Annotated in this window: 3 protein-coding genes; all 3 read left to right on the top strand. The window is 69.9% G+C overall.

Going from position 1 to position 1742, the window contains the following annotated elements; all coding sequences use genetic code 11:
- A partial coding sequence (locus QWZ14_RS29210) for an HAD-IC family P-type ATPase (RefSeq protein WP_290320586.1) occupies nucleotides 1-546 on the top strand: 546 nt, incomplete at its 5' end.
- Nucleotides 546-1268 carry a hypothetical protein gene (locus QWZ14_RS29205; RefSeq protein WP_290320585.1) on the top strand — a complete coding sequence of 241 codons (723 nt, stop codon included), beginning with the start codon at nucleotides 546-548 and terminating at the stop codon, nucleotides 1266-1268. The genes QWZ14_RS29210 and QWZ14_RS29205, both read left to right, overlap by 1 nt.
- 11 nt (nucleotides 1269-1279) lie before the next feature.
- The coding region (gene lspA, locus QWZ14_RS29200; RefSeq protein ID WP_290320584.1) for a signal peptidase II at nucleotides 1280-1742 on the top strand (463 nt) is incomplete at its 3' end.

Genomic DNA, 1742 nt, shown 5'->3' with positions numbered 1-1742 from the left:
CGCGACGAGCCGCGGGGTGACGCCACGGAGGGCATCGCCGCCCTCTCCCGTCTTGGCGTGGCGGCGGTGATGCTCACGGGCGACAATCCCCGCACCGGGGCCGCCATCGCGGGCGGCCTGGGCCTTGACGTGAAGGCCGGGCTGCTGCCTGCCGACAAGCTGCGGGAGATCGCGGCACTGCGCCGGACCGGGTCCGTCGTCATGGTTGGCGACGGCATCAACGACGCCCCGGCGCTCGCCGCCGCCGATGTCGGCATTGCGATGGGCGGCGGCACCGACGTCGCGCTGGAGGCGGCGGATGCGGCGGTGCTGCGGGACCGTGTGACAGGGGTGGCCGAACTCGTCGGCCTGTCACGGGCGACAATGCTGAACGTCAAGACGAACGTCGCCCTCGCCGTCGGCCTGAAGCTTGTCTTCCTCGTCACCACCCTTCTCGGCCTCACCGGACTCTGGCCCGCCATCCTCGCAGACACAGGAGCGACGGTGCTCGTGACGCTCAACGCCCTCCGGCTCCTGAGCTGGAAGCCACGCGCGGCGGAGGCATAGTGGTCGCGCAGCCCGAGCTCCTCGCACCGATCGTCGTGACGGGCGTCGTGGTGGCTTTTCTGCACGCGGCGATCCCGACCCACTGGCTTCCCTTTGTGCTTGCGGCTCGCGGTCAGGGCTGGGGTCGCGGCCGCACCCTTGGCGTCGTCGCGCTCGCCGGCATGGGCCACGTGCTCCTGACCGCGCTCCTCGGCGCCCTCCTCGTCTTCGTCGGCGTTGAGGCCGGCGGTACACTCGGCCGGACGTTCGGGTGGCTCGCCGGTGGAGCGCTGATCGCGGTCGGAACCTACTACGTTTGGCGGCAAGCATGCGGCGCAGGTCACGGGCATGTCCACCTCTTCGGCAGGCATGAACACGGTGGACACGCGCAGGCCGGAAGTCACCGCCATAACCACCATCATAAGACCCAAGGCGGTGCCGCTCGACCACGGTCCGACGTCGCCGTGATCGCGGGCCTTCTCGCGTTGCTGGCCTTCTCGCCTTGCGAGGGCTTCCTGCCGGTGTATGGCGCAGGGGTCGTCTTCGGATGGACGGGTTTCATCCTCCTCTCCTGCGTGCTCGCAGTCGCGACGGTCGCGGCGATGGCCCTCTTTACTTGGCTGACCATGACCGGCCTCGAAGGGCTGGACCTGTCCCGGGTCACGCGATGGGAGGCGGGAGTCTACGGCGTCCTCTTCATCGGCCTGGGTCTCCTCGTCCTCGTAACGGAGGGATGGTCGTGACGGTAAGGCTGATGCACCTCCCCACCCTCGGCCTCCTCGCCGCGGTCGCCGCCTTCGTCGCGGACCAGGCGACGAAGGCCTGGGCGCTGTCGACACTGTGGCCGCCCTACAGCTGCGGGATGGGGGTGTTGCCGGTGCTGAACCTTCGGCTCGGCTTCAACGCCGGCGTCACCTTCGGGATGTTCCGGGACAGCGCGGCCGGTGCCGTGTGGGTCCTCGTCGCGGTTGGCCTCCTCGTCGTCGCCTTCCTCGGCTCCTGGCTCTGGCGGACCCGGTCGGGCGCCGAGGCCGTCGGCCTCGGACTCGTCATCGGCGGCGCCCTCGGCAACATCCTCGACCGACTGCGGCGGGGAGCGGTGACCGATTTCCTCGACGCCCATTACGGCGGCTGGCACTGGCCCACCTTCAACGTGGCGGACATCGGCATCGTGTGCGGTGGCAGTCTCCTACTCATATCGGCCGACGGCCCCGGAT

The organism is Paeniroseomonas aquatica (assembly GCF_030409335.1).
GTDB lineage: Bacteria > Pseudomonadota > Alphaproteobacteria > Acetobacterales > Acetobacteraceae > Belnapia > Belnapia aquatica.
This window is presented reverse-complemented; position numbering and strand designations above follow the sequence as displayed.